This is a genomic window from Micromonospora sp. B11E3 (assembly GCF_039871625.1).
In the GTDB taxonomy this organism is placed as follows: domain Bacteria; phylum Actinomycetota; class Actinomycetes; order Mycobacteriales; family Micromonosporaceae; genus Micromonospora.
In genome coordinates this window covers 132,486-151,624 of sequence record NZ_JBDPMC010000001.1, presented here as the reverse complement: position 1 = coordinate 151,624, position 19,139 = coordinate 132,486, and the positions used below count along the sequence as shown (strand labels likewise).

Genomic DNA, 19,139 nt, shown 5'->3' with positions numbered 1-19,139 from the left:
TGGGCCTGGCGGCCGTCGGGGCGATACGTCAGACGTGACGCGCCGTCGCGCCGGTTCCGGCAGACTGCGCTGAGGACGTCACGATTCGACAACCCAGGAGTCACGATGCAGGTCACCAAGTACGCCCACTCCTGCCTCCGCGTCGAGCACGACGGGGGAGTGCTCGTCGTCGACCCCGGCGTGTTCAGCGACCCGGCGGCGCTGGACGGGGCGGACGCGGTGCTGATCACCCACGAGCACCCCGACCACGTGAACGCCGAGGCGATCACGCGGCAGCTCGACCGCCGGCCGTTCCGCGTCCACGGCCCGGCGTCGCTGGCCGGCGTCCTCGGCGACGCGGCCGAGGCGCTGGACCCGGTCACCCCCGGCCAGTCGTTCACCGCGGCCGGCGTTCCGGTGCGCGCGTACGGTGGGCGGCACGCCGTCATCCACCCCGACATCCCGGTGATCGACAACATCGGCTACCTGATCAACGACGCCGTCTACCACCCGGGTGACTCCCTCGTGGTGCCCGAGGACACGCCGGTGGACACCCTCTTCGCGCCCATCCACGCCCCCTGGTGCAAGTTCTCCGAGGTGCTCGACTTCATCCGGGCCGTCGCCCCGCGCCGCGCGTACGCCCTGCACGACGCGCTGCTCAACGACAACGGCTTCGCCGTCTACAACCGTCAGTACGCCGCCCTGTCCAAAACGGAGTACCAGCGCCTCGAGCCGGGCAGCCGGTTCGTCGTCTGACCGAGGTGCCACCCCCTCAGGACCTGGTCCGGCGCCTGTACGCCGAGCCGCCGGACCGGTTCGTCGCCACCCGGGACGCCGCCGTCGCCGAGGCCCGACGGGCCGGCGATCCGGCCGCCGCCCGGGAGATCGCCGGGCTGCGCCGGCCGACCGTGGCGGCGTGGCTGGTCAACCTGCTCGCCATCCGCCGCCCCGAGCTGGTCGCCGACCTGGCCCAGCTCGCCGAGGCGCTGCGCGCGGCCCAGCGCGACCTGCGCGGCCCCCGGCTGCGGGAGCTGTCCGCCCAGCGGCGTGCGGTGGTCGCCGCGCTCGTCGCCGAGGTGCGTCACCTGGCCGCCGAGGCCGACGGCGGCCCGCCGGCCGGGAAGCTGCCGCTGGCCGAGGTGGAGGCCACCCTCAACGCCGCGCTGGCCGACGCCGAGGTGGCCGGGCAGGTGCGGTCCGGCCGGCTGCTGCGGGCCGCCAGCTACGCCGGCTTCGGTGAGGTGCCCCGTCCCCAGCTGCGCCTGGTCACCGGCGGCGAGGAGCCCGCACCGGCCCCCCGGCGGGGCCGCCCCATCGAACGGGAGCCCGCCGCCGAACGGGAGCCCACCGCCAAACGGAAGCCTGCCGCCGCACGCGAGGCCGCCGCCGAACGGGACCGCGCCGCCGAACGGGACCGGGCGCGGCGGGAACGCGACGAGCGGGCGGCGGAACGGGCGGCCCGGGCCGAGCGGGCGCGGCAGCGCCGGGCGCTGGAACGGGAGCTGACGAAGGCGCGTACCGAGCAGGAGCGGGCCGAGGCGGAGCTGGCCACCGCCGCGGGCGCCGAGCGCGACGGCGCGGAGGAACTGGCCGACATCGAGCGCTCCCTGGCCGAGCTGGAGCGCCGCCGGGCCGAGGCCGAGCAGGAGCTGAGCCGGCGGAAGCTGGCCCGGCGCTCGGCGGAGCGGGCGGTCACCACCGCCAGGCGCCGCGCCGGCGAGGTCGAGGGGGCCATCGAGGCGCTCGACGCCGAAGAGGGGGCTGCCGTCGGCGGCGACGGCGGTGCAGACTGACTGACGATGACGCCGGAGCAGCTCGCCGCCGCGAGCAAGCCGTACGTGCTGGAACTCGGGGAGGCGTTCAGCCGCTGCCCGGGCACCCTGCGCCGGGCCCGCCTGCTCGGTATCTCGGGCTGGGCCTTCTACATCACCGGCCGGGCGGGGGCGCTCGGCGACGTCCGGGCGCCCACGGTGGCCGCCGCCCTCGGCTTCGTCGCGCCCGACGCGGTCGCCGACGGCTGGGACGCCGCGACCCGGGTGGTACGCCCGGCCGAGGTGGCGACGGCGAACCTCGCCGAGTGCTGCCGGTGGGGCGTCCAGCACCTGGCCGAGCTCCCGGGGGTGACCCGGCTGGCCGGGCTGCTGCACCGGGTGGTCGACGCGGCGGACGACAGCGCCATGCCGCTCTTCGCCGCCTGGCGGGCCATGCCGGTCCCCGACGGCTCCCCGGGCGCCCGCGCCGCCGTCGGCCTGCTGCTGTTGCGCGAGCACTTCGCCGGGGCGTACCTGCTGGCGGTGCGGGCCGGTGGGATGACCCCGCTGGAGGCGGTGCTGGCCGGGCCGGAGGGCGAGGCGGGCGCGCTGGCGTGCGGCTGGCCGCCGCCGTACCCGCGGGTCGCCCCGCTGGTGCGCCGCCGGCTCTGGGCGGAGGCGGTGACCGACCGGCTGGCCTCGGCCGCGTTCCGCGCCCTCGTCCCCGGTGAGGGCGCGGAGCTGCTGGAGTTGCTCGCCGCCGTCCGCGCCGAGGTGCAGGCAAGAGTCCCTTCCTGACGCCTGCGGTATGGCGGGACACCCCGCTCACCGCCGGTGCCGTCGAGCGCCGCCGCCGGATGCGAGTCGTCGCCGAGTACCGCCGCCGGATGCGAGTCGTCGCCGAGTACCGCCGCCGGACGCGAGCCGTCGCCGAGTACCGCCGCCGGACGCGAGCGCCACCGCGGGTCGCCGCCGCAAGCGACGCGGCGCGGCGCGGGCGGAAAATCAGCGGCGCGGACCGGGGTCGGCTGCCAGGATCGCCCCGTGACTCTCCCCGCCGGCTGGACCGCCCGCCGCCCCACCCTCGACGACGTGCCGGCGATCCTGGCCGTCGTGCACGCCGCCGACACCTTCGCGATCGGCCACCCCGACTTCGACGCCGAGGACGTGAGGGCGGCGCTCACCGCACCCTTCCTCGATCCGGCCCGGGACTCCTGGCTGGTCACCGACCCGGACGGGGTCGCGGTCGCCTGGGCGATCCTGAACAACCCGACCGGGATCGGCCGGGAGTTCGTCGACGTCCTGGTCGACCCCGAGCGCGGGGCGGACCTGCGCGCCCCGCTGCTGGCCCGGCAGCTCGACCGGGTCGCCGAGCGGGCCGCCGAGCGCGGGCTGGCGGCGTTGACCGTCCGCTGCGGGGTCTGCGCCCCGGAGACCCGCTGGGCGGCCGAACTGGCCGAGGCCGGATTCATCCGGGTCAAGCGGTACGTGCGGATGAGCCGCTCCCTCGCGGACCTGACCGCCGAGCCGGCGCCCCCGCCCGGGGTGAGCGTCCGGCCGCTGCGCGCCGGCGACGAGGCCGACCTGCGGCTGTTCCACCGCATCTACGACACCGCGTTCCGGGACACCCCGGACTACGAGCCGCTCGACTTCGAGGCGTGGCGGGAGCTGATCCCGTCGTCCGGCAAGGTCTGGGACGAGTGGTTCGTCGCCGAGGTCGACGGGGAGCCGGCGGGTGCCCTCCAGTCCTCGGACCAGGCGCTGGAGCAGGACATGGGCTGGGTGCGCACGCTGTCGGTGCTGCCGGCGTACCGGCGGCGCGGGGTGGGCGCGGCGCTGCTGCGCCGGGCCTTCGCCACGTACGCCGCGAAGGGCCGCGCCGCCGCCGGCCTCGGCGTCGACCTGGCCAACCCGACCGTCCCGGTCAACCTCTACCGCTCCGTGGGGCTGCGGGAGCTGCACTGGATCGACGTGTACGAGCGGACGGTCGCGGCCACGGGTGTGTGACAGGCGACCCGGCACGGGGGTGCCGGCCCGCCCGCCGCGCCGACGGCGCAGACTGGGGGCGTGGGAGACGCGCTACGCCGACGCGGTGCCGGTGGGCCGGGACCGCAGCTCGCCGACGTAGTCGGCGGGCGCGCCCGCCTTCTCGGCCGCGGTCGCGATCTCCGACAGGTACCACGACGTCGGCAGACCGCCCTCGTAGCCGTCGAAGACGTAGACCCAGGCGGTCACGTCCCCGTCGAGGGTGGAGACCCGGACGTGCAGCTTGCGGTACGTCCCGGCGGTCACCCCCTCGATCTCGTCGAGCTGGGCGGCGTCGTACGGGTGGATGTCGTACAGCGCGACGAACACCCGGTCCCCCGGGGACTCGACGACGGTGCTGACCGCGCCCTCCCAGCCCATCGTGCCCTCGCCCGCGAAGGTGAGGCGCCAGCCTTCCAGCCAGCCGATGCCCACCATCGGCGAATGCGGACAGTAGGCGCGCATCCGGGCAGGGTCCAGGTTTGAGCCGTAGGCGGCGTAATGACGCACGGCGATGACGATAGCCCGGCGGACGGGTGGGGGAGAATACGACGGTGCGTGTCGGACGCGTTCGGGAGAAGAAAGTCACTGTGAGCATGGACGAGGGGCGGGCGCTGTGAGCCAGATCGTGATCATCGGCGGGGGGCCGGCCGGGTACGAGGCGGCCCTGGTCGCCGCCCAGCTGGACGCTGATGTCACCGTGGTGGAGGCGGACGGCGCGGGGGGCGCCTGCGTGCTCTCCGACTGCGTCCCGTCCAAGACCTTCATCGCCAGCTCGGAGGTGGTCACCGGGTACCGGGACACCGAGGAGTTCGGGGTGCACTCCGACGGGCTGGAGGCGGTCACCGTCGACGCCCGGGCGGTGCACGAACGGGTGAAGCGGCTCGCGCTGGCCCAGTCCGCCGACATCCACGCCAAGCTGGTGAAGGCCGGCGTCACGTTCGTCCCCGGCACCGCCCGGATGGGCGAGGACAGGCTCGGCCACACCCACCGCGTGATCGTCACGCCGGCCGAGGGCGCGGAGTACCCGATCGACGCGTCCACCGTGCTGATCGCCACCGGCGCCACCCCACGCCAGCTCCCCACCGCCGTACCCGACGGGGAACGCATCCTGACCTGGCGCCAGGTGTACGACCTGCCCGAGCTGCCCGAGCATCTCATCGTGGTCGGCTCCGGGGTCACCGGCGCCGAGTTCGCCAGCGCGTACCTGGCCATGGGAGTCGAGGTCACCCTGGTCTCCAGCCGGGACCGGGTGATGCCGCACGAGGACGCCGACGCGGCCATGGCCATCGAGCGGGTCTTCCGCTCCCGGGGCATGAGCATCCTCAACAACTCCCGCGCGGAGGCGGTCCGCCGCTCGCCCACCGGCGTCGAGGTCGAGCTGTCCGACGGCCGCAAGGTGTACGGCTCGCACGCGCTGATCGCCGTCGGCTCGATCCCCAACACCACCGGCCTGGGCCTCGCCGAGTACGGCGTCGAGCTGGCCCGGGGCGGCTACGTCAACGTGGACCGGGTGTCCCGGACCAACGTGCCCGGCATCTACGCCGCCGGCGACTGCACGGGCGTGCTGCCGCTGGCCAGCGTCGCCGCCATGCAGGGGCGGATCGCCATGTGGCACGCGCTCGGCGAGGCCGTCCGGCCGCTGCGGCTGCGTACGGTCGCGGCGAACGTCTTCACCGACCCGGAGCTGGCCACGGTCGGGGTCTCCCAGAACGAGGTGGACGCCGGCAAGGTGCCCGCCCGGCAGGTGATGCTGCCGCTGTCGGGGAACGCCCGGGCGAAGATGGACGACCTCGCCGACGGGTTCGTCAAGCTCTTCTGCCGGCCGGCGAGCGGCCAGGTGGTCGGCGGCGTGGTGGTGGCCCCGAAGGCCAGCGAGCTGATCCTGCCCATCACGATGGCGGTGGAGAACAACCTCACGGTCAACGAGTTGGCGCAGACCATCACCATCTACCCGAGCCTGTCCGGCTCGATCACGGAGGCCGCCCGCCAGCTCATGCTCCACGAACTGGAGTGATCTCCCGCGCCGGTCGGCGGGCCAGGCTCGCCGCCAGCACCCCGAGCAGGGCGACCTCCGCGAGGATGAGCAGGCGTTCGGCGAGCCCGATGAGCATGCGCTCGCCGGGATAGGCGGACCAGACCATCGCCCCGGCCAGCAGCAGGCTGGCCAGGGCGAATCCGCGCACCCAGCCGCCGGCACCGCCGCCCAGCAGTCCGGCGAGCAGCCAGCCGGCGGCCGGCAGTGCGAGGAAGGCGACCACCGAGGCGTACCGGTGCAGGTAGGCCGCGGTGTCCATCGGCAGGCCGGGCTCGTTGGTGGGCACCACGGCGGCGGTGACCAGGCCGGCGGTCCAGGCGGCCAGGAACATCCCGGCGACGCGCCGCCGTCCGGCCCGCCCGGACGATCCCCCGCCGGCCGGCCCCGGACCGTTGTCGCCGGGCCGCGACCCGCCGGCGTCGGGCCCCGGTCCGGTACGCCAGAGGGCCCGGATCAGCAGCGCCGTAGCGGCGGCGAGGACCGTCATGGCCACGTCGATGACGCCGCCCCGGTCGGAGACGGCGAAGTCGCTGACGGTCAGCGACCACGGGTTCAGATCGTCGTTCACTTCGAGGTGGCCGAGCACGGCGAGCACCGTCGCCAGGGCGATCCCGCCGAGGGCCAACAGTCCGCACGTCCGGCTCTCGGGCATGCCCCAGCCTGTCGCCTGGGCCGCCCGAAACGGATCCGGGACGGCCACCCATCCCCGGCCCCGGGACCTCCCCTACCGGCTGTGGCGCTGCCAGGCGACGTCGAGGTGGATGTTCCGGGCGTACGGACAGCTCATGCGCCGTCGGTGGGGACACGCGAGGATGAGCCGGGGTGCGCCGGCTGGTCGGCCCCGACCCGAACCTCGGTCCCGGCCTCCGTGCCGGCGTTACGGGCGCTGATCGCGGTCATCGCCCACCCGGCGGCGGCGAACCCGGTCGCCGCGATCGCCGCCACCACCAGCAGCCGCCAGGCCGACTCGGTCAGGGCCATCCCGCCCAGGTGCCCGACCAGCGCCCCGTACGTCGCCCAACTGCCCGCCGCCACCGCCTCGTAGGCGAGGAACAGCCGGTACGGGTACCGGCTGCGCCCGGCGGCGAAGCAGGCCGCCATCCGGCCACCGGGCACGAAGCGGCACAGCAGGATGACCAGCGGGCCGGGGCGGCTCAGGCCCCGGGTGACGCGGTAGGCCACCCGGCGGGCGCGGCTCGGCTCGGCCTGCCGGGACCGGCGGCAGTCCGGCGCGCTGCGGCCCAGCAGGTAGCAGGCGAGGTCGCCGGCGAACACGCCGAGCGCGCCGACCGCGATCGCCAGCGGCAGGCTCAGCCCGCCGTACACGGTGAGCGCCCCGACGGTGATCATCAGGGCCTGGGTGGGGATGACGGGCACGAACGCGTCGACGACCAGCAGCCCGAGCAGCGCCAGGTACGCCCACAGCGGTGACGTGACGTCAGTGAGAAGTTCGGGCACCACTGCCACCTCGCCGGGTCCGGCTGATCGGGTGAACCGAGCCTGACGGCGGGTCCGGCGTCGCCGGGGCCGCCCCTGGCCGGTGGTGACTACGCACACGGCGGGGCCACCAGGAAGGAACGAAACGAAGCGACGAAAGGTGACGACGCGGCAGGTGTCCGCCCCCACGACCGGCCGCCATCCGGCCCGTGACCTCGGCTTCCGGACGGTGGCGGGCGGCGGATCGGCCTGCGTGCGCGTACCGTTGTCGGCGCGCGGCCCCGAGCGCGTCGGGCCCCCCGTTCCCGACGACCGGGCCGCCGCGGGCGGCCGGCAGGTCCCGTGTCGGCCGCCCGCCCCTCTTCGGCCCGCGATCACGCTGCGGCATGTTGGGTGAGCAGGTCGGATACGCTGCGTTCGCGTTACCGGCCCGCCTCCCGGCGCTCCCACCTGGCAGAGCGGTTCTTCGAATGTCGAGAACTCCTCGGCGTGGACGAAGCGGCTCGACATGTCCGCCTCTGTGCATGGAAACCTCCCGGAGGGGAGGAGGCCCGTCGTGGGTCGAGGGGCGGGATCATGTCCATGGACCGTAGTGCATCGATGCAACCACAGGGGAGCCAATTGCGAAAGGTGACCGTCCGGCTACCGTCGGACGATGACCCGGTCTCGGCTGGCCGGCAGGCGCGGCGGCCTTGTCGGCGCGGAAACCGGATGCGCGTCACCCCCGCCGTCCGCCTACCGTCTCCCCATGCGCAGCGCGGTACGGACCACGACGCCGGGGCACCCCGGCGCGCCGCGCTGACGTCACCGTCACCGAGGCCCCGGGGCGATCCGCTCCGGGGCCTCGCGGCGTTCCGGCTCAGGTCGCCTCCGGGTCGTACCCGAGGGAGAGCGACATGATCGACCACCGCAGGCTCGGCCGGGAGCTGGAGCTGTTCGTCGCCGACCCTCGGCCCCCGGTCATGCCCGCCCTACACGGACGCGGGCTCGACGGCGGCCGGGTCCGGCCCCGCCTCGGGGATCGCGGACTGGCTGAACTGGGACTGGTAGAGGTGGTGGTACGGCCCCTTCGCCGCGAGGAGCTGCTCGTGGGTGCCCTGCTCCACGATCCGGCCGTTCTCCATCATCAGGATCAGGTCGGCGTCGCGGATGGTGGACAGCCGGTGGGCGATGACGAAGCTGGTGCGGTCCGAGCGCAGCGCCGCCATCGCCCGCTGGAGCAGCACCTCCGTGCGGGTGTCCACCGAGCTGGTGGCCTCGTCCAGGATGAGCAGCGACGGATCGGCCAGGAACGCCCGGGCGATCGTGATGAGCTGCTTCTCGCCGGCGCTGACGTTGCTGCCCTCCTCGTCGATCACCGTGTCGTAGCCGTCGGGGAGGCTGCGCACGAACCGGTCCACGAACGTGGCCCGGGCAGCGGCGACGATCTCCTCCTCGGTGGCGCCCGGCCGGCCGTACGCGATGTTGTCCCGGATGGTGCCCCCGAACAGCCAGGTGTCCTGGAGCACCATGCCGATCCGGCCGCGCAGGTCGTCCCGGGCCAGGGTGGTGACGTCGACGCCGTCGAGGGTGATCCGGCCGGCGTCCAGCTCGTAGAACCGCATGATCAGGTTGACCAGGGTGGTCTTGCCCGCGCCGGTCGGGCCGACGATCGCCACGGTGTGCCCCGGCTCGGCGACCAGGGACAGATCCTCGATCAGCGGCTTGTCCGGCTCGTACCGGAAGGAGACGTGCTCGAACTCGACCCGGCCGTGCGGGTCGGTCACCCGCGCGGGCACGGCCGGGTCCGGGCTCTGCTCGTCGGCGTCGAGCACCGCGAACACCCGCTCGGCGGAGGCCACCCCGGACTGGAGCAGGTTCGCCATCGAGGCCACCTGGGTCAGCGGCTGGGTGAACTGCCGGGAGTACTGGATGAACGCCTGCACGTCGCCGAGGCTCATCGACCCGGACGCCACCCGCAGGCCGCCGACCACGGCGATCGCGACGTAGCTGAGGTTCCCGACGAACATCATCGCCGGCATGATGATCCCGGAGATGAACTGGGCGCCGAAGCTGGCCCGGAACAGCTCCTCGTTCTTGGCGTGGAAGGCCGCCTCGACCTCCCGCTGCCGGCCGAAGACCTTGACCAGCTCATGGCCGGTGAACGCCTCCTCGATCTGGCCGTTCAGCTCGCCGGTGTGCGCCCACTGGGCGATGAACTTCCGCTGCGACCGCTTCGCGATCTGCCCGGTCACGATCACCGACAGCGGCACCGCGACCAGGGCGACCAGCGCCAGCAGCGGCGAGATCCAGAACATCATGGCGAGCACGCCGACCACGGTGAGCAGCGACGTGAGCAGCTGGCTCAGCGTCTGCTGGAGGGTCTGCGAGATGTTGTCGATGTCGTTGGTGACCCGGCTGAGCAGCTCGCCGCGGGGCTGCCGGTCGAAGTACGGCAACGGCAGCCGGTTGAGCTTGTCCTCCACGTCGGCGCGCAGCCGCAGCACCGTGCGCTGCACGATGCCGTTGAGCAGCCAGCCCTGCCACCACATCAGCAGGCTCGCGGCCAGGTAGAGCCCGAGCGCGAGCAGCAGCACCCGCCCCAGCGCGGCGAAGTCGATGCCGACCCCGGGCACCACGTCCATCCTGGCGAGCATGTCGGCGAAGTTGTCGTTGCCGTTCGCCCGGGCCGCCGCGACGGCCTGCTCGACGGTGGTCCCGGCGGGCAGCCGCCGGCCGATCACCCCGCTGAAGATGAGGTCGGTGGCGCGGCCGAGCACCTTCGGCCCGTACACGCTGAGCCCGACGCTGACCACGGCCAGGCCGATGACGACGACGAGCTGGAGCCGGTGCGGTCGCAGCCGGCCCAGCAGCCGGCGGGCGGACGGCCCGAAGTTCAGCGACTTCTCCGCCGGCATGCCGGCGCCCATCCAGGGCGGGCCGCCGCGCTGGCCGCCGGGCGGCAGTCGCTTCGGCGTCGCCGCCGCCTCCGGGGCGCGCTTCTGCTCAGGTACGGCGGTCATCAGGCTGCCACCTCCGCGGTCTGCTGCGAGGCGACGATCTCCGCGTACGTCGGGCAGCTCTCCAGTAGTTCGGCGTGTCGGCCCATCCCGACGATGCCCCCGTCCTCGAGCACGATGATCTGGTCGGCGTCGACGATCGTGGAGACCCGCTGGGCCACGATCACCACCGCCGCGTCCGCGGTGACCGGCCGCAGCGCCGCGCGGAGTCGGGCGTCGGTGCCGAGGTCGAGCGCCGAGAACGAGTCGTCGAAGAGGTAGATCTCCGGCCGGCGGACCAGGGCCCGGGCGATCGCCAGGCGCTGCCGCTGCCCGCCGGAGACGTTCGTGCCGCCCTGCGCGATCGGGGCGTCCAGCCCGCCGGGCATCGCGGCGACGAAGTCGCGGGCCTGGGCGATCTCCAGGGCCGCCCAGAGCTCCTCGTCCGTGGCGTCCGGGTTGCCGTAGCGCAGGTTGCTGGCGACCGTGCCGCTGAACAGGTACGGCCGCTGCGGCACCAGCCCGATCCGCCGCCACAGCTCGTCCGGGGCCAGGTCACGGACGTCCACCCCGTCGACCAGCACGGTGCCCGAGGTGGTGTCCACCAGCCGGGGGATCAGCGACAGCAGTGTGGTCTTGCCGGCGCCGGTGCTGCCGATGATCGCCGTGGTGCGCCCGGCCGTGGCCCGGAACGAGATGTCGTGCAGCACCGGCGCGCTCGCCCCCGGGTACTGGAACCGCACGTCGCGCAGCTCCAGCTCGCCCCGCGCGGCCACCTCGGTCACCGGACGTGCCGCCGGCACCACCGACGACTCCGTGTCCAGCACCTCGACGATCCGCTCGGCGCAGACCGCGGCGCGCGGCACCATCATCAGCATGAAGGTGGCCATCATGACCGCCATCAGGATCTGCATCAGGTACTGCAGGAAGGCGGTGAGCGCGCCGACCTGGATCTGGCCGGCGTCGACCCGTTCCGCGCCGAACCACAGCACGGCGACGCTGGAGACGTTGAGGACCAGCATCACCACCGGGAAGATCAGGGCCATCAGCCGGCCGGTGCGCAGGGCGGTCGCGGTGAGGTCGGCGTTCGCGCGACCGAAGCGCTCCGTCTCGTACGGCTCCCGGACGAACGCCCGGACCACCCGGATGCCGGTGATCTGCTCGCGCAGCACCCGGTTGACGGTGTCGATGCGGGTCTGCATCAGCCGGAACCCGGGCACCATCCGACGGATGATCAGCCCCAGCCCGATCGCCAGCACCGGTACGCAGACCAGCATCAGCCAGGAGAGCCCGACGTCCTCGCGCAGCGCCATCACCACGCCGCCGACGCTCATGATCGGCGCGGCGACGAGCATGGTGCAGCTCATCAGCACGAGCATCTGCACCTGCTGCACGTCGTTCGTGTTGCGAGTGATCAACGAGGGCGCGCCGAAGCGGGACACCTCGCGGGCGGAGAAGCGGTTGACGTGCCCGAAGACCGCCGCCCGGACGTCCCGACCGAACCCCATCGCCGTCCGCGCGCCGAGGTAGACCGCCGCGATCGAGCAGGCGATCTGCACGAGGCTGACCAGCAGCATCCAGCCGCCGGTCCGCAGGATGTAGCCGGTGTCGCCGCGGGTCACGCCCTGGTCGATGATGTCGGCGTTGAGGCTCGGCAGGTACAGCGAGGCCATCGTGCCGACGAACTGGAACACCACCACCGCCGTGAGGGCCCGGCGGTACGGGGGCAGGAAGGCGCGGAGCAGCCGGATCAGCACGCTGGCCCCTCCGGTCTCGCCTCGGGCATCGTCACGTGCGGCTCCTCTCCCAGGCTGATGATTTCGAGCAGGAACTCCCGGATCACGGCCGCCTTCGCCGGGTCGGCGTCGACCGAGGTGAGCGGCCTGCCGGAATGGATGATCGTGGTGACCGCCGCGACCCGCTCCCGGCCGGCGGGGGTCAGGGCCAGGCGTATGCTGCGCCGGTCCGCCTCGTCGCGCCGGCGCTCGACGAGGCCGTCGCGCTCGAGTGTGTCGACGATGCCCGTCAGGGTCGCCGGGCGGACGAAGCAGAGCTCGGCGACCGCCCGGTGCGGCAGCTCGCCGAACCGGGCGAGGGTCATCAGGGTGGCCATGCCGGCCTGGGTGAGGCCGTGTTCCTCCGCGAGGTAGCGGTTCCACCGCTGGCCCACCACGTGGCCGGCGATGGCCAGCAGGCGACCGAGCGGCACGTCGTCCAGGCAGACCAGATTCACGCGCTCCACGTTAGCTCCCTGAAAGTAAGGGGCCAAACGAATTTCCCCGGGCCGCCCGTGAAATCCCCGCCCTGCGCAACGTACGCGCCGCGGTCAAGTCACTGCCCGCGGCGCGTTTCGTCACCCAGTGCTCACCAGCTCGTCGGCAGCGGCATCCCCTCGGTGTAGCCGGCGGCGCTCTGCACCCCGACGACCGCCCGCTCGTGGAACTCCGCCAGATCGCGCGCGCCGGCGTACGTGAACGCGCTGCGCACCCCGGCGATGATCTCGTCGATCAGGTCCTCCACGCCGGGCCGGCTCGGGTCCAGGTACATCCGGGCGGAGGAGATGCCCTCCTCGAAGACCGCCTTGCGGGCCCGCTCGAAGGGGCTGTCGTCGGCGGTCCGGGCGCTGACCGCGCGGGCCGAGGCCATCCCGAAGCTCTCCTTGTACCGCCGGCCGTCCGCCTCCGTGTACAGGTCGCCCGGCGACTCGTACGTGCCGGCGAACCAGGATCCGATCATCACGTTCGATGCGCCGGCCGCGAGGGCCAAGGCGACGTCCCGGGGGTGCCGCACCCCGCCGTCGGCCCAGACGTGCCGGCCCAACTCGCGGGCCGCCGCCGCGCAGTCCAGCACGGCCGAGAACTGCGGGCGGCCCACGCCGGTCATCATCCGCGTGGTGCACATGGCACCCGGCCCGACGCCCACCTTCACGATGTCGGCGCCCGCCTCGACCAGGTCGCGTACCCCCTCGGCGGTGACCACGTTGCCGGCCGCGACCGGGACCCCCGGGTCGAGCCGGCGGACCGCCCGCAGCGCGGAGATCATCCGCTCCTGGTGGCCGTGCGCGGTGTCCACCACCAGCGTGTCCACCCCCGCCTCCAGCAGCGCCGCGGCCTTGCCGGTGACGTCGCCGTTGATGCCGACCGCCGCCGCGATCCGCAGCCGGCCGCGGCCGTCCACCGCCGGCTTGTAGAGGGTCGCGCGCAGCGCGCCCTGCCGGGTCAGCACCCCGACCAGGCGGCCCTCGCCGTCGACCACCGGCGCGAGCCGCCGCCGGCCCGCCGAGAGCCGGTCGAACCCGGTACGCGGGTCCGCCTCCGCCGGCACCGTGTGCAGCTCGGTCGACATGACGTGCCGGAGCTGGGCGAACCGGTCCACCCCGACGGTGTCCGCCTCGGTGACCACCCCGAGGGGCCGGCCGTCGTCGTCCACCACGACCACCGCGCCGTGCGCGCGCTTGGGCAGCAGGTGGATCGCGTCCCCGACGGTGTCGGTCGGGCCGAGCGTGATCGCGGTGTCGTGCACCAGGTGCCGCCGCTTCACCCAGGCGACGACGTCGGCCACCACCTCGATCGGGATGTCCTGCGGGATCACCGCGATGGCGCCGCGCCGCGCCACGGTCTCGGCCATCCGCCGGCCGGACACCGCCGTCATGTTCGCGACCACCAGCGGGATCGTGGTGCCGGTGCCGTCGGCGGTGGCCAGATCGACGTCCAGCCGGGAGCCGACCTCCGAGCGGGCCGGGGCCATGAAGACGTCGTTGTAGGTCAGGTCGTGCGCGGGAGCCGCGCCGTGAAGGAAGCGCACCGGGCCATCATTCCTGCTGCCCCGCGTCCCCGCCGCCCGATGGCCGCGGAAAACACCGCCGCCGCGGGCTCACCCCACGAGCAGCGCCACCGCCACCCCGGCCATGACGACGGCGACCGCGCCGTCGAGCACCCGCCAGGCGGCGGTACGGGCGAGCAGCGGCGCGAGCCGGTGCGCCCCGGCGCCGAGCGCGGTGAACCAGACGACGCTGGCCGCCGCGGCGCCCGCGCCGAACACCCACCGGTGCTCGTGCTGCTGGGCGATCCCGCCGACCAGGAGCACGGTGTCCAGGTAGACGTGCGGGTTGAGGTAGGTGAACGCGAGACAGGCCAGGACGGTCGCCCGCAGCGAGGCCGCCGGGCGGTCGGTCGGCACGAGCGCGTCGGGGCGCAGCGCGCGGCGCGCCGCGAGCACCGCGTAGCAGAGCAGGAACGCCGCCCCGCCGAACCGGACGGCGGCCAGCAGCGCCGGCCGGTCCGCGACGACCGAGCCGACCCCGGCCACACCGGCCGCGATCAGCAGCGCGTCCGAGGCGGCGCAGGCGACGACGACCGGCGCGACGTGCTCCCGCCGCAGGCCCTGGCGCAGCACGAAGGCGTTCTGCGCCCCGATCGCGACGATCAGGGCGAGGGAGACGGAGAACCCGGCTGCCGCCGAGGTGATCAGGTCGGGGTACGGCACGACGGCGACGCTACGACCGGACGGTAAGCCCCGTCCAACTGAACTTTCTGACGTTTCATAAGCTGAGCTGATGGAAGGGCTCGACTCCACCCAGCTCCGTACGCTCGCCGCCGTGGCCGGCGAGGGCAGCTTCGAGGCCGCCGCCCGGCTGCTGCACGTCACCCAGTCGGCGGTCAGCCAGCGGATCAAGGCGCTGGAGGAGACCGTCGGGCAGGTCCTCGTCCGCCGCGCCCGGCCGTGCCGGGTGACCGAGGCGGGTCGCCCCCTGCTCCGGCTCGCCGGTCAGCTCGTCCTGCTGGAACGCGAGGCGCTGGCCGACGCGCGCAGCCCGCTGGGCGGCGCCCCTACCCGGGCCCGGGTGCCCGTGGTGGTCAACGCCGACTCGCTCGCCACCTGGTTCCTCGGCGCGCTGGCCCGGCTGCCGGGGGAGCTGGCACTGTCCTTCGACATCCGCCAGGACGACCAGGACCACACGGCCGAACTGCTCCGGGACGGCTCGGTGATGGCGGCGGTGACCGCCCAGCGGGAGCCGGTGCAGGGCTGCCGCGTACGCCCGCTGGGCGCCATGCGCTACCGGGCGCTGGCCACCCCCGCGCTGGTCGACCGCTGGTTCCCCGACGGACTCACCGCGTCCGCGCTCGCCGGGGCGCCGATGCTCGTCTTCGACCGCAAGGACCGGGTGCAGCACCGGTTCCTGCGATCGGTGACCGGGCGGGAACTCGACCCACCCGTGCACTACGTGCCGTCCGTGCCCGCGTTCAGCGAGGCGATCCGGCTCGGGCTGGGCTGGGGCCTCGTACCCGAACAGCTCGCCGCCGTCGACCTGGGCTGCGGGGCGTGCGTGGACCTCGACCCCGGCCGGACCGTCGACGTCCCCCTGTACTGGCAGCACTGGCGGCTGGACTCGGTGGTGCTGGGGGCGCTGACCGACGCCGTCCACGCGGCGGCGGCCGAGGCGCTCCGCTGAGCCCGTCGCTGAGCCCGTCCAGGACGGGGAAGGGCCCCTCCGCGCGGAGGGGCCCGCAGACCTCAGGCGATGGTGCAGATCGCGGCGCCGGCGGAGATCACCGCGCCGACCTCGGCGGACAGGCCGCTGACCGTACCGGCCTTGTGGGCGTGCAGCGGCTGCTCCATCTTCATCGCCTCCAGCACGACCACCAGGTCGCCCTCGGCGACCGTGTCCCCGTCGGCGACGGCGATCTTCACGATCGTGCCCTGCATGGGGGAGGCGAGCGTGTCGCCGCTGACCGCCGCGCCGGCCTTGGCCCCGCCGCCCCGGCGGGCCGGCTTCTTCCCGGTGGGCGCCGCGGCGGCCGTACCCGCGCCGAGGCCGGCGGGCAGGGTGACCTCCAGCCGCTTGCCGCCCACCTCGACCACGACGGTCTCGCGCTCGGCCGGCGCCCCGGCGGGGCCGGCGGCGGCGGCGAACGGCGGCACCGTGTTGTCGAACTCCGTCTCGATCCACCGGGTGTGCACGGCGAACGGCTCGGCGGTGAACGCCTCGTCGCGGACGACGAGGCGGTGGAACGGCAGCGCGGTGGCCATGCCCTCGACGACCATCTCGTCCAGCGCCCGGCGGGCCCGCTCCAGCGCCTCCGTACGGGTCTCGCCCGTGATGATCACCTTGGCCAGCAGCGAGTCGAAGTTGCCGCCGATCACGTCGCCCGCCGAGATGCCCGTGTCCACCCGGACGCCGGGGCCGGTGGGCAGCCGCAGCGCGGTGACGGTGCCGGGGGCGGGCAGGAAGCTGCGGCCCGGGTCCTCGCCGTTGATCCGGAACTCGATGGAGTGCCCGCGCGGAATCGGGTCCTCCGTCAGGCGCAGCTTCTCGCCGTCGGCGATGCGGAACTGCTCCCGGACGAGGTCGATGCCGGCGGTCTCCTCGGTGACCGGATGCTCGACCTGGAGCCGGGTGTTGACCTCCAGGAAGGAGATGGTGCCGTCCGCGCCGACCAGGTACTCCACCGTGCCGGCGCCGTGGTAGCCGGCCTCCCGGCAGATGGCCTTGGCGGAGCCGTGGATCTGGGCGCGCTGGACGTCGGTGAGGAACGGCGCGGGGGCCTCCTCCACCAGCTTCTGGTGCCGGCGCTGCAGGGAGCAGTCCCGGGTGCCGACCACGATCACGTTCCCGTGCTGGTCGGCGAGGACCTGCGCCTCGACGTGGCGGGGCTTGTCCAGGTACCGCTCGACGAAGCACTCGCCCCGGCCGAACGCGGCGACCGCCTCGCGGGTGGCCGACTCGAACAGTTGCGGGATCTCCTCCATCGTGCGGGCCACCTTGAGCCCGCGCCCGCCGCCGCCGAATGCCGCCTTGATGGCCACCGGCAGGCCGTGGTCGACGGCGAACGCGATCACCTCGTCCGGGCTGGCCACCGGGTCCGGGGTGCCCGGGACCAGGGGAGCGCCGGCCCGCTGGGCGATGTGCCGGGCGGTGACCTTGTCGCCGAGGTCGCGGATCGCCTGCGGGGTGGGCCCGATCCAGGTCAGCCCGGTGTCGATGACGGCCTGGGCGAAGTCGGCGTTCTCGGAGAGGAAGCCGTAGCCGGGGTGGACCGCGTCGGCGTCGGCCTTGGCCGCGATCTCGATGAGCTTGTCGATGCGCAGGTAGCTGTCCGCGGCTGTGTCGCCGCCCAGGGCGTACGCCTCGTCGGCGAGGGTGGCGTGCAGGGCGTCCCGGTCGGAGTCGGCGTAGACGGCGACGCTGCCCAGCCCGGCGTCGCGGCAGGCGCGAATGACGCGGACGGCGATCTCGCCGCGGTTCGCGATGAGTACCTTGCGCATCTTGGGGCTCCTCCCCGGGAGGCTACTGACCGGGAGTGTATCGGCCACCCTCGCCGGCCCTAACGATCGCTCAGTGTGGGATTCGTCGCCCGCCCGAGCCGCCCGCCGGTCTGCCCGGACGCCCGCCGAACCGGGCAAGGAGGGGCCCCTTCTTGGCGCCTCCGGCGGAGACGGCGCCCCCTCTCGCCCCGAGCGGAACCGCGGGAGTTGCCTCTCACCAGGCGCGGGGCGCCGGTGCGGCGCGCGTAGCGTAACGAGCGTGCCCCGTCTCGCCCATGACAAGATCACCTGGCTGGTCTACGCCCAACTGGGACTGTGGGGCTTCTTCCTGTACGGCTTCGGCCCCGTCGTCCCGCTGCTGCGCGACGAGCAGGGCACCAGCGCCGCCGTCGCCGGCCTGCACAGCACCGCCATCGCGGTCGGCGCGATGCTCGGTGGGGCGCTGTTCGCTCCGGTCGCCCGCCGCGTCGGACGGGGCCCGGCCACCTGGCTCGGCCTCGCCGGGGTCGCCGCCGGCGTCACCGCGTTCGGTGCACTCCGGACAATGCCCGCCACCCTCGCCGCCGTCATCGTGATCGCCACCTTCGGCATGATGGTCGTCAGCGGGGTCAACGTCGTGCTCACCGCCCACCACGGCCCGGCCGCGCCCGCCGCCCTCACCGAGGCCAACGCCGCCTGCGCCGGCATGGGCATCCTCGCCCCACTGGTCATCGGGTCGACCGTCGACGCGGGGCTCGGCTGGCGGCCGGTGATGGCCGTCGAGGTCGGCCTGATCGCGCTGGTCGCCCTCGCCGCCCTGGCCTTCCGGGTACGGCTGCCCGGCACGGCCGCACCGGTCGCTTCTTCCACCGCCCCGGTCGCTTCTTCCACCGCCCCGGTCGCTTCTTCCGCTGCCTCGGCTGCTTCCTCCGCCGCTCCGGCTGCTCCCTCCAGCGCTCCGGCTGCTTCTTCCGCTGCCCCGGCTGCCTCTTCCGCTGCTCCGGCTGCTTCCTCCGCCGCTCCGGCCGGTCCCTCCACCGCGCCGGCCGTCGCGCCCCGCGCCGGGCGCGGACCGCTGCCCAGGGCGTACTGGATCGCTTGGCTCCTGATGGCCGCAACCGGATCGATCGAGGTGTGCCTGTCGCTCTGGACGGCCGACGTACTCCGCTCGCACGCCGGGCTCGGCGCCGGAGTCGCCTCGGCGGCGGTCGCGGCGATCGTCTCCGGGATGTTCCTCGGCCGGCTGGTCGGTGGCCGGGCCGCCCTGCGCTACCCGCCCGTGCCGCTGCTGCTGGTCGCGCTCGGGACCTCCCTGGCCGGGTTCGCCGTCTTCTGGACGGCGCCGATCGGCTGGCTGGCGGTCAGCGGACTCGTCGTGCTCGGCCTCGGCAACGCGCTGCACTACCCGCTGGCGATCTCGATCGCCCTGGCTGTCGCCGGGCCGGCGGCCGACAAGGCGGCAGGGTGGGCGTCGTACTCGATGGCGGTCGGCTTCGGGATCGCGCCGGTGGCGCTCGGCTGGGTGGCCGACATGGTCGGCCCGCACCTGGCCTTCCTGCTGCTGCCCGGCTTCATCGCGGCGGCGGTGCTGCTCGCCCTGCGGCTCGGCCGCGCGCTGCGGTCCGGCCGTACGACCGACACCCCGGCACCGGCCCCGGTGGGCGCCTGACCGGGGCGGGGGCTCGC

General features: G+C 74.2%; 16 protein-coding genes. 7 read left to right on the top strand and 9 right to left on the bottom strand.

What is annotated here, in order from left to right; translation table 11 throughout:
* Positions 1–105 precede the first annotated feature (105 nt).
* The 4 genes from ABGB16_RS00690 to ABGB16_RS00675 all read left to right on the top strand — a co-directional run bounded on the left by ABGB16_RS00690 (position 106) and on the right by ABGB16_RS00675 (position 3,737).
* Positions 106–735: an MBL fold metallo-hydrolase gene (locus tag ABGB16_RS00690; protein ID WP_347665953.1), complete on the top strand. Its 630-nt coding sequence runs from the start codon at positions 106–108 to the stop codon at positions 733–735.
* A gap of 5 nt (positions 736–740) precedes the next feature.
* On the top strand, positions 741–1,772 hold the full coding sequence (locus ABGB16_RS00685; protein ID WP_347665952.1) for a hypothetical protein: 1,032 nt from the start codon (positions 741–743) through the stop codon (positions 1,770–1,772).
* Positions 1,773–1,778: 6 nt separating this feature from the next.
* Positions 1,779–2,528 carry a hypothetical protein gene (locus ABGB16_RS00680; protein WP_347665951.1) on the top strand — a complete coding sequence of 250 codons (750 nt, stop codon included), beginning with the start codon at positions 1,779–1,781 and terminating at the stop codon, positions 2,526–2,528.
* A 246-nt stretch (positions 2,529–2,774) separates the two neighbouring features.
* Positions 2,775–3,737 (top strand): GNAT family N-acetyltransferase, encoded by a 963-nt coding sequence (locus tag ABGB16_RS00675; protein ID WP_347665950.1) that lies wholly within the window; start codon positions 2,775–2,777, stop codon positions 3,735–3,737.
* A gap of 72 nt (positions 3,738–3,809) precedes the next feature.
* Here ABGB16_RS00675 and ABGB16_RS00670 read toward each other — a convergent pair whose 3' ends face one another.
* A complete protein-coding gene (locus ABGB16_RS00670; protein ID WP_347665949.1) occupies positions 3,810–4,265 on the bottom strand; it encodes a gamma-glutamylcyclotransferase in 456 nt (151 codons plus the stop codon).
* 106 nt (positions 4,266–4,371) lie between these two features.
* Here ABGB16_RS00670 and ABGB16_RS00665 point away from each other — a divergent pair, with 106 nt between their 5' ends.
* Positions 4,372–5,772: an NAD(P)H-quinone dehydrogenase gene (locus tag ABGB16_RS00665; RefSeq protein WP_347665948.1), complete on the top strand. Its 1,401-nt coding sequence runs from the start codon at positions 4,372–4,374 to the stop codon at positions 5,770–5,772.
* On the opposite strand, the gene ABGB16_RS00660 is transcribed toward ABGB16_RS00665, so the two are convergent.
* The 7 genes from ABGB16_RS00660 to ABGB16_RS00630 all read right to left on the bottom strand — a co-directional run bounded on the left by ABGB16_RS00660 (position 5,750) and on the right by ABGB16_RS00630 (position 14,678).
* Complete coding sequence (locus ABGB16_RS00660; RefSeq protein ID WP_347665947.1) at positions 5,750–6,445, bottom strand: DUF998 domain-containing protein; 696 nt, start codon at positions 6,443–6,445, stop codon at positions 5,750–5,752. The two genes, ABGB16_RS00665 and ABGB16_RS00660, sit on opposite strands and share 23 nt — an antisense overlap.
* A gap of 131 nt (positions 6,446–6,576) precedes the next feature.
* Complete coding sequence (locus tag ABGB16_RS00655; RefSeq protein ID WP_347665946.1) at positions 6,577–7,251, bottom strand: DedA family protein; 675 nt, start codon at positions 7,249–7,251, stop codon at positions 6,577–6,579.
* A 950-nt stretch (positions 7,252–8,201) separates the two neighbouring features.
* A complete protein-coding gene (locus ABGB16_RS00650) occupies positions 8,202–10,232 on the bottom strand; it encodes an ABC transporter ATP-binding protein (RefSeq protein WP_347665945.1) in 2,031 nt (676 codons plus the stop codon).
* Positions 10,232–11,965, bottom strand: coding sequence for an ABC transporter ATP-binding protein (locus ABGB16_RS00645; RefSeq protein ID WP_347665944.1), 1,734 nt, complete (start codon positions 11,963–11,965; stop codon positions 10,232–10,234). The genes ABGB16_RS00650 and ABGB16_RS00645 overlap by 1 nt, the downstream gene beginning before the upstream one ends.
* The gene (locus ABGB16_RS00640; RefSeq protein ID WP_347665943.1) at positions 11,959–12,450 is read right to left on the bottom strand and encodes a MarR family winged helix-turn-helix transcriptional regulator; all 492 of its coding nucleotides are present in this window, start codon (positions 12,448–12,450) and stop codon (positions 11,959–11,961) included. The genes ABGB16_RS00645 and ABGB16_RS00640 overlap by 7 nt, the downstream gene beginning before the upstream one ends.
* A 122-nt stretch (positions 12,451–12,572) precedes the next feature.
* Positions 12,573–14,012: a GuaB1 family IMP dehydrogenase-related protein gene (locus ABGB16_RS00635; protein WP_347665942.1), complete on the bottom strand. Its 1,440-nt coding sequence runs from the start codon at positions 14,010–14,012 to the stop codon at positions 12,573–12,575.
* A gap of 69 nt (positions 14,013–14,081) precedes the next feature.
* Entirely contained in the window at positions 14,082–14,678 is a 597-nt protein-coding gene (locus ABGB16_RS00630) for a LysE family transporter (protein WP_347666051.1), read from the bottom strand.
* A gap of 85 nt (positions 14,679–14,763) precedes the next feature.
* Here ABGB16_RS00630 and ABGB16_RS00625 point away from each other — a divergent pair, with 85 nt between their 5' ends.
* Positions 14,764–15,660 carry a LysR family transcriptional regulator ArgP gene (locus ABGB16_RS00625; protein ID WP_347665941.1) on the top strand — a complete coding sequence of 299 codons (897 nt, stop codon included), beginning with the start codon at positions 14,764–14,766 and terminating at the stop codon, positions 15,658–15,660.
* A 62-nt stretch (positions 15,661–15,722) separates the two neighbouring features.
* Here the strand turns inward: ABGB16_RS00625 and ABGB16_RS00620 are convergent, their stop codons facing one another.
* Positions 15,723–17,474, bottom strand: coding sequence for a biotin carboxylase N-terminal domain-containing protein (locus ABGB16_RS00620; RefSeq protein ID WP_347665940.1), 1,752 nt, complete (start codon positions 17,472–17,474; stop codon positions 15,723–15,725).
* Between the two features lie 259 nt (positions 17,475–17,733).
* On the opposite strand from ABGB16_RS00620, the gene ABGB16_RS00615 reads away from it, so the two are divergent.
* Positions 17,734–19,122 (top strand): MFS transporter, encoded by a 1,389-nt coding sequence (locus tag ABGB16_RS00615; protein ID WP_347665939.1) that lies wholly within the window; start codon positions 17,734–17,736, stop codon positions 19,120–19,122.
* Positions 19,123–19,139: the final 17 nt, after the last annotated feature.

Bases quoted from the DNA above. Each gene is read 5' to 3' on its own strand.
- ABGB16_RS00660 (WP_347665947.1), bottom strand. From the start codon at position 6,445: ATGCCCGAGAGCCGGACGTGCGGACTGTTGGCCCTCGGCGGGATCGCC.
- ABGB16_RS00625 (WP_347665941.1), top strand. From the start codon at position 14,764: ATGGAAGGGCTCGACTCCACCCAGCTCCGTACGCTCGCCGCCGTGGCC.
- ABGB16_RS00650 (WP_347665945.1), bottom strand. From the start codon at position 10,232: ATGACCGCCGTACCTGAGCAGAAGCGCGCCCCGGAGGCGGCGGCGACG.
- ABGB16_RS00680 (WP_347665951.1), top strand. From the start codon at position 1,779: ATGACGCCGGAGCAGCTCGCCGCCGCGAGCAAGCCGTACGTGCTGGAA.
- ABGB16_RS00690 (WP_347665953.1), top strand. From the start codon at position 106: ATGCAGGTCACCAAGTACGCCCACTCCTGCCTCCGCGTCGAGCACGAC.
- ABGB16_RS00620 (WP_347665940.1), bottom strand. From the start codon at position 17,474: ATGCGCAAGGTACTCATCGCGAACCGCGGCGAGATCGCCGTCCGCGTC.